At 45.9% G+C, this 7,042-nt stretch carries 8 protein-coding genes; all 8 read right to left on the reverse strand.

Annotated elements, in window-relative coordinates; translation table 11 throughout:
* Positions 1-17: 17 nt before the first annotated feature.
* From rsmG to rpmH, 8 genes are read right to left on the reverse strand one after another with little or no spacing between them, the layout of a single operon-like run.
* The gene (rsmG, locus tag ACZ5ZZ_RS17530; protein ID WP_464140690.1) at positions 18-683 is read right to left on the reverse strand and encodes a 16S rRNA (guanine(527)-N(7))-methyltransferase RsmG; all 666 of its coding nucleotides are present in this window, start codon (positions 681-683) and stop codon (positions 18-20) included.
* Entirely contained in the window at positions 634-2,562 is a 1,929-nt protein-coding gene (gene mnmG, locus ACZ5ZZ_RS17535; RefSeq protein WP_464140692.1) for a tRNA uridine-5-carboxymethylaminomethyl(34) synthesis enzyme MnmG, read from the reverse strand. Before mnmG ends, rsmG begins: the two co-directional genes overlap by 50 nt.
* A 2-nt stretch (positions 2,563-2,564) precedes the next feature.
* Positions 2,565-3,995, reverse strand: coding sequence for a tRNA uridine-5-carboxymethylaminomethyl(34) synthesis GTPase MnmE (gene mnmE / locus ACZ5ZZ_RS17540; RefSeq protein ID WP_464140694.1), 1,431 nt, complete (start codon positions 3,993-3,995; stop codon positions 2,565-2,567).
* Positions 3,996-4,013: 18 nt separating this feature from the next.
* Complete coding sequence (locus ACZ5ZZ_RS17545) at positions 4,014-4,574, reverse strand: Jag family protein (protein ID WP_464119142.1); 561 nt, start codon at positions 4,572-4,574, stop codon at positions 4,014-4,016.
* Positions 4,575-4,621: 47 nt separating this feature from the next.
* Positions 4,622-6,238 (reverse strand): membrane protein insertase YidC, encoded by a 1,617-nt coding sequence (gene yidC / locus ACZ5ZZ_RS17550; protein ID WP_464140696.1) that lies wholly within the window; start codon positions 6,236-6,238, stop codon positions 4,622-4,624.
* On the reverse strand, positions 6,222-6,545 hold the full coding sequence (gene yidD / locus ACZ5ZZ_RS17555) for a membrane protein insertion efficiency factor YidD (protein ID WP_464119146.1): 324 nt from the start codon (positions 6,543-6,545) through the stop codon (positions 6,222-6,224). Before yidD ends, yidC begins: the two co-directional genes overlap by 17 nt.
* Positions 6,460-6,819 carry a ribonuclease P protein component gene (gene rnpA / locus ACZ5ZZ_RS17560; RefSeq protein WP_262555134.1) on the reverse strand — a complete coding sequence of 120 codons (360 nt, stop codon included), beginning with the start codon at positions 6,817-6,819 and terminating at the stop codon, positions 6,460-6,462. The genes yidD and rnpA overlap by 86 nt, the downstream gene beginning before the upstream one ends.
* Positions 6,809-6,958, reverse strand: a complete 150-nt coding sequence (gene rpmH / locus ACZ5ZZ_RS17565) for a 50S ribosomal protein L34 (RefSeq protein WP_262555132.1) — start codon at positions 6,956-6,958, stop codon at positions 6,809-6,811. Before rpmH ends, rnpA begins: the two co-directional genes overlap by 11 nt.
* Positions 6,959-7,042: the final 84 nt, after the last annotated feature.

Consider the following 7,042-nt stretch of genomic DNA (forward strand, 5'->3'; position numbering starts at 1 on the left):
TGTTCCACGTGGAACATTCAGGCGATTTTCTCCGTTTTTACCACGGAAAACTTCACAGCCCCCACCGGAAGCTTATATTCCCCCACTAGCGAAGGCGACCAAATAGAGCAAAGCTGAGTCGGGATTTCTCCCACCTCAATCCCCCACTCTTCGCTCTTAAGATGATAAAAAGCACCACCCTTTGGGACGCTTTTGCGCACAAGCATGATGGCCTTTGAAATAGAGTTAAAACCACGAGCCATCACGAACTGCATAGAGTTATCCGGCATCGATTCTACAGTTCTGTGTTCGACCGCACAATTCGACACTTTTAGCAAGGAAGCCAGGTGCTTTAGGAACTCAACCTTCTTAATATCTGATTCAATCAAAACTACCTGAACCTGCGGATACAAGAGGGCAAAAACCATCCCCGGGAAGCCATTACCGCTTCCCAAATCAAAAATCTTATCGATCTTAGGATTTGCCTTATAAATTACTTGAGAGGCCAGAATGGCGTCCGCAAAGTGAAGCGCATCGGCCACGAAGAGCGTCTTGGGTGAAATAAGATTCACCGTTCGATTGAACTTAATCAGCTCTTCATGATACGTCTTTAGTCTAGTTCGTAAATCTGGACTTAAATCGGGAAACCACTCATCAATGCGCCAGTGTATTATCGGCGCTTCCTGTTCCTTGTTGTCCTTCAAGATCCATCTCCTTGATCTTCTTATGACCTTTTAGATGGATCATTATAGCCTGAATGGCCGAAGGATTAACACCACTTATCCTTTGAGCTTGACCTAAGGTCCGTGGCTTAACGCGTTGCAGCTTATCTTTCTCTTCATTAGAAAGACCACGAATCTCACTGTAAGAAAGACCGTCTGGAAGAACCATTTCTTCCATTCTTTTGGACTGAACGATCAGGTCCATCTGTCTCTTTACATAACCCGAGTACTTCACTTCAATCTCGACCGGTTCAACCACATTTGGGTCCGGATCCAGCTCAAAATTCAGCAGTTCCAGATGTGAACTAGTAAGCTCAGGGCGTCGCAGCAACTCCTCGAAAGTCAGAGACTTTGTCATAGCTGGAGTCGGTATTGTCGCAAGAATCTGCTGCACATCTTTGGTCGGATAAACAACCGTATTGCGAAGTCGATCATGCAAAATCTGACGGCGTTCGCGCAACTTGCTCAAAAGCTCGTAAGACTCCGCCGGAACAAGACCCAACTTCATACCGATATCACTCAACCTATCGATAGTATTATCTTCTCGTAAAACAAGGCGGTGCTCCGCGCGAGATGTAAACATACGATACGGCTCACGCGTCCCCTTCGTCACAAGATCGTCGATCATCACACCCATATAGGCTTGATCGCGGCCCAAAATGAACTCTTCCCGACCCAAAATACTATGAGCCGCGTTTATACCGGCAATCAAACCTTGAGCAGCTGCTTCCTCATAACCGGAGGTGCCGTTGATCTGACCCGCTAGGAAAAGCTGGCGAATCGTTCTGGTTTCCAGTCGATGCCAGATCTGAGTGGGCTCGATATAATCATATTCGACAGCATAGCCATAGCGAGCGACTTTGACATTTTCAAGTCCCGGGATCGTTTTCAAGAACTGATCCTGAACCTCTTCCGGAAGACTGGTTGAAATGCCCTGGAGATAAATCAAATCCGTGGAAAGACCTTCCGGCTCCAGGAATGTTTGATGGCTGGTTCTTTCCGCAAAACGAGTGATCTTATCTTCGATAGACGGACAGTATCGAGGTCCGACACCTTCAATAATTCCACAATACATCGGGGACTTATCCAGGTTCCCACGGATGATTTCGTGGGTTTTCTCCGTCGTGCGAGTCAGGTAACACAACACCTGCGGCAGTTTGAGTTTGTCAGAGGACTTATAACTAAAAGGATAAACCTTTTCATCACCGCCCTGAGGAACCGTTTTTGACCAGTCGATGGAATCCTTCAAAAGACGCGCTGGCGTCCCAGTCTTCAGTCGTTTTACTTCAAACCCGAACTGAGCCAATTGATCCGACAAACCAATGGATGGTTTATCACCCACACGGCCACCCGCCTCCTGGCGAAGACCGATGTGCATCACTCCGTTCATGAAAGTTCCAGTGGTGATGATCGTCGCTTTAGCGAAAATTTCAGAGCCATCCTGAAGAACCACACCCACACACAGATCCTTCTCAAGAATCAGGCGTTTGACCTCACCCTGAAGAACTTCCAGATTCGGTTGATTGAACAGGGCATTCTTTTGAAACTGCGAATAAAGATGTTTGTCATTCTGCACGCGCGTCCCACGAACTGCGGGACCTTTGGAGGCATTAAGGCGTTTGTATTGGATGCAGGTTTCATCAGCTGCAACACCCATCTGTCCACCCAGCACATCGATTTCACGAACCATGTGCCCTTTGGCAAGACCACCAATGGAAGGATTGCAACTCATATAACCGATGCGATCCGTGTTTGTGGTCACCATCAGAGTGTTTAAACCCAAACGCGCCGACGACAAACAGGCCTCGATACCCGCATGACCGGCACCGACAACAATCACATCATACTTTTTATTCGCCATATTTATTTCCCGATACAAAACTCTTTAAAGACTCGGTCCATGATCTGATCATCAAACCGCTTCCCTAAAGTTTCGTGAATCGCAATGAGAGCTTCTTTAAGCTCAAGAGCCAAAAACTCAGCGCCCATGCCTTGATCCACAACTGATTGAGAACGTTGTGTGTTCTCCAAAGCACGATTGAGGTTTTCATAGTGACGGGCATTGGAAATCAAAACCGTGTTTTCCACCTGCAAGTCCGCAAATTCCTTCACCAGGCTTTGGAGCACTTCAGAACGCACCTTTTTATCAAGAGCGCTGACAAAGAACACCCTTCTTGTGAAGAAAGCCGGGCTGTCGCCAATTTTTTGGAAAAATTTACTGTTTTTAAGGGCTTTTTCGACAGTTTCCAGGGGTTTAGACCCCCCAATTTTGTCGGTTTTATTAGCCAAAATATAGGTCTTCTGAGGCTCTAAAGAATCCAAGATCAGCAACTCTTCAGAGCTTAACCCCTTTTCAATATCAAAAACGAAGAACACCACATCGGATTCATTCTGCGCTTCATAGCTTTTCTGAATCCCAATGCGCTCAACCAGATCTGTTGCCTGATCCCGCAGGCCGGCCGTGTCCACAAAAGTAAACTTCACGCCTTCAAAACTGGTATCGCCGTGAATCACATCGCGGGTGGTCCCAGGGATGTCGGTCACGATGGCACGTTCATCTTCCAGGAACAAATTCAATAAACTGGATTTTCCAACATTGGGAAGACCGGTCAAAACAACGCGGAATCCGTCTTTCAGAAGGCGTCCAACTTTAAACGTCGCCACCAATTCTTTCAAAACAGCTTCAACTTTGCGCAGGCGAACCTGAACCACATTGTCTTCAACAACTTCGATGCCTTCCGTGGAAAAATCTATACTGGCTTCGGCGTGCGCCAAAATCCAGGTCATGTCATCTTCCACTTTCTCTAGCTTTTCAGACAACGAACCCTTCAGCTGGCGAAGAGCCAACTTGGCTGCCTGCTGACTTTGCGATTCGATCAAAGACAAAACGGATTCGGCCTGAACCAGATCCAACTTACCGTTCATAAACGCACGGTAGGTAAACTCACCGCGATCTGCGGCTCGAGCCCCCAATTGAATGAGCTGATTTAAGATTGTCTGACAGATCAGAGGGCTTCCGTGGCAGGAAATCTCGATGACTTCTTCACCGGTGAAAGAGCGTCCCTGTTTGAAGTAGGTTGCCAAAACCTCGTCAATCTCATCACCCGTCTGGGCATTTTTCAGATTACCGAAATAAACTTTATGAGACTCAGGATGTTCAGGCAAAAAAGTGCATATTTTCGAAACGATAGAAAGAGTCTGGGGCCCACTGACTCTGATGACAGAGATTCCACCCACTCCATGAGGAGTGGAGATCGCACAAATTGTATCCTTATCACGATCTCCGCGGATCATAGGCCCCACCTGGGCTCACTAGTCGTGAGCCGCTTCCTCATTACCTGAACTGTTGGCGTTACCGCCTTTTGCAGGATAGATTTTGATTTTTTTATACAGACCATCACCCAAAGAGCGGCTTTTCACACGCGGATCCTTGGCAAGGTACTGATGAACGACTTTTCTGTCTTTCGGCGGAAGAGCTCTGTAATAAACAGACTTTCCTTGCTCGATACAGATTGCTTTTAGATTCTCTGCACGCTCAATCAAAGCATTTGCAGATTCATCGCGGTAACCACCGCAGTCCACTGTGATGTTTGTTTTATCGTCAGGGAAATTGTGCTGGATCACGCGCTTAAGGAACAATTGGAAAGCATCCAACATCTGTCCTTTTTTATCCTTCAGAATCTCTTCATCGGCTCCAGAAAACTGAACAGCCAATGTTGTCGAACCGTCGTCGTCTTTTTCGGTGGACAGTTCAAAAGAAAGTTCAAATTGAGCTTTCTCGATGATTCCCTCAAGCGTTTTTTCAACCAGTGCTTCTACTTCGCTATTAGCACTTTTGCTTTTTCCCCCGAAAAGCTTACTAAAAAAACCCATTTTGCCTCCTATATAAAATAATAAAAATTCAAATCAAAAATGGCCAGTTACGCCTTGGCCGTGGCAGCTTTCGGTTCTCTCATGATCAGATACTGCTGGATGATACCGAACAACGTGCTGATCACCATATAAAGAGTCAAACCACTTGGCAGCTGCAACATGAACAAAGAGAACACCACAGGCAGGAACGCCATGATTTTCGCTTGAGTCGGATCCATCGTGCTCGGAGTGAGTTTTTGCTGGATATACATGAAGACCGCCATAGAGACCGGCAACACATAGAACTTATCGTGAGAGCTCAAATCCGTGATCCAGAAGATGAACGGAGAATTGTAAAGCTCGATGGAAGAACCGATCACACGATAAAGCGCGAAGAACACCGGAATCTGCAATAACATCGGCAAACAGCCACCCAATGGATTTGCTCCGTTTTGCTTCATCACAGCCATCATTTCCTGATTCAAACGCATTGGATCTTCTTTGTATTTTTCACGAAGCCCCTGAATGATCGGCTGAACCTTTTGCATCGCCTTCATGGATTTGAAGGACATGATGTTAAACGGCAACACACACAGACGAACCAGCAAGGTCAGGATAATAATCGCAAAACCCCAGTTACCGACAACAGAATGGGCCGCTTTCATCACATAAAGAAGTGGACGAGCGATAAAGCCAAAGAAACCAAAATCAATCAGGCTAGCCATCTCAGGGTCCACTGCTTTTAAAGCATCAATGGATTTAGGACCCGCATAGAAGATCTCAGAGAAGGTCATTTCAGACTTAATCTGAGCCGGTTTGTAAACTAGCTCCGCCATAGCAGTCTTGTTGTTAATCTGGGCATTCAATTTAACTTCAGGGATAACATCAGACTTATCCAGAATAGCCGCCGCAAAGTACTGAGAGCTCACAGAAACCAAAGATGCACCGGTAAAGTCCTTTGATACATTCTCTTTGGAGTTACTGAAGTTCACAGTCTCATGCTTACCCGCGCTGTGGGTAACAAAGAAATCCTGATGTTCATAAGAAGGGAACAAGAAGGAAGTGGATGCGGGTGTGTGAATAGTCTCTGGAATCAATAAAGAGAAGCCCTTTTTAAGTTCTTCTGTTGGATTTGATACAGAGATCGTGTTTGTGAAAGAGGAGGTTTCGGTGTTGAACTTCAACTCTCTTTTTACAACTGTTTCACCAACTTGCGCGGTACCGATATAATGACCAGGAGCTTGTTCAGCCAGATCAAAATTCAGAGGCTTAACATCCCCTGCCCAGCGCATTTCAAACAAACCATCAGCCTGGGACACACCTAGTTTGATATTGTTCTTTTCTTTATCCTGATAGTTGTTGATGGTGTAATTCTTCAACCCCATACCGAAACTGGTTACAACGAAAGATACTTTGTCATTTTCAAAGTGGAATTCTTTCGCTACAGCCGGCGCCGTCACGATTTCAGATTTTGTATCAACAGTATTTGCAGAAGCTGCGGCCGATTCAGAAGGAGTTGCGCCCGATGTGGCGCCGACAGTTTGCTCAGATTGAGTCTTTGGTTTGTTATAGTTCGGATACTTTTTAGCCAGATAAGTATTCCAGCCATAATAAGCGATTGCCACAGCGGCAACAGCAAGAAGGGTTTTCGGATCGAAGAACGACGGATTATTCTTTTGTTGCATGGATTACTCCCTTTGCAGGTGGTACCGGATCGTACCCATAAGGTCCCCCCGGTCGGCACTTGCACACTCTTTTGGTTATTAACCACAGAGCACTGTGTGTATGATGAGTCTTTATAGCTTCAAGGGCATAGGCAGAGCAGCTAGGCTCGAAACGACATGATCCACCCAAATGAGTGGTCCCCAGAGTTCGGTAAGCTCCAATCAACAGCCACAAGATATACTTAGAGGTGTTTTCGTAGAGTTTCCAAACCCCGGTCCAAAGCTTTAACAAATTCCTCATGACTGAGGCCTTTGTAAAAGTTTGCATCCATTGGTTTAAAAATGAGATTGATGTCAGCTTCAAGGGGATGTCCCGCCACAAGGAAGCTTCTGAAATACTCTCTCGTCCAGCGTTTCAACTTATTGCGCACAACGGCCGAGCCGGTTTTACGACTAGCAGTTACGCCAAAACGCAACTGACCCACCTGGTTCTTCTGATAATTCAGAAGCAACCACTTTGTAGGCCAGTGTCTTTTCCCGTTTTGTTTTAGAGAGAGAAACTCAGAACTTCGCTTAATAACTTGTGGAGAGTTATTTTCCACCAGTAGAAACCGTCAAACGCTTTCTACCTTTAGCGCGACGACGATTAAGAACTTCTTGACCAGATTTAGTAGCCATACGAGCGCGGAAACCGTGAGTGGTTTTACGACGTTTATTGGATGGTTGGTATGTACGTTTCATTACTATTCTCCCCAGGGTTTTTTTACGACGCTAACTGACGTCAAAGACACCTATATATGTATTCCACAAAGTTGGTTACAACTA

The sequence above is a fragment of the Bdellovibrio sp. HM001 genome (assembly GCF_055397275.1).

Excerpts from the sequence above, each read along its gene's own strand:
- mnmE (WP_464140694.1), bottom strand. The coding sequence starts at position 3,995 with ATGATCCGCGGAGATCGTGATAAGGATACAATTTGTGCGATCTCCACT.
- rpmH (WP_262555132.1), bottom strand. The coding sequence starts at position 6,958 with ATGAAACGTACATACCAACCATCCAATAAACGTCGTAAAACCACTCAC.
- ACZ5ZZ_RS17545 (WP_464119142.1), bottom strand. The coding sequence starts at position 4,574 with ATGGGTTTTTTTAGTAAGCTTTTCGGGGGAAAAAGCAAAAGTGCTAAT.
- yidD (WP_464119146.1), bottom strand. The coding sequence starts at position 6,545 with ATGCAAACTTTTACAAAGGCCTCAGTCATGAGGAATTTGTTAAAGCTT.
- mnmG (WP_464140692.1), bottom strand. The coding sequence starts at position 2,562 with ATGGCGAATAAAAAGTATGATGTGATTGTTGTCGGTGCCGGTCATGCG.
- yidC (WP_464140696.1), bottom strand. The coding sequence starts at position 6,238 with ATGCAACAAAAGAATAATCCGTCGTTCTTCGATCCGAAAACCCTTCTT.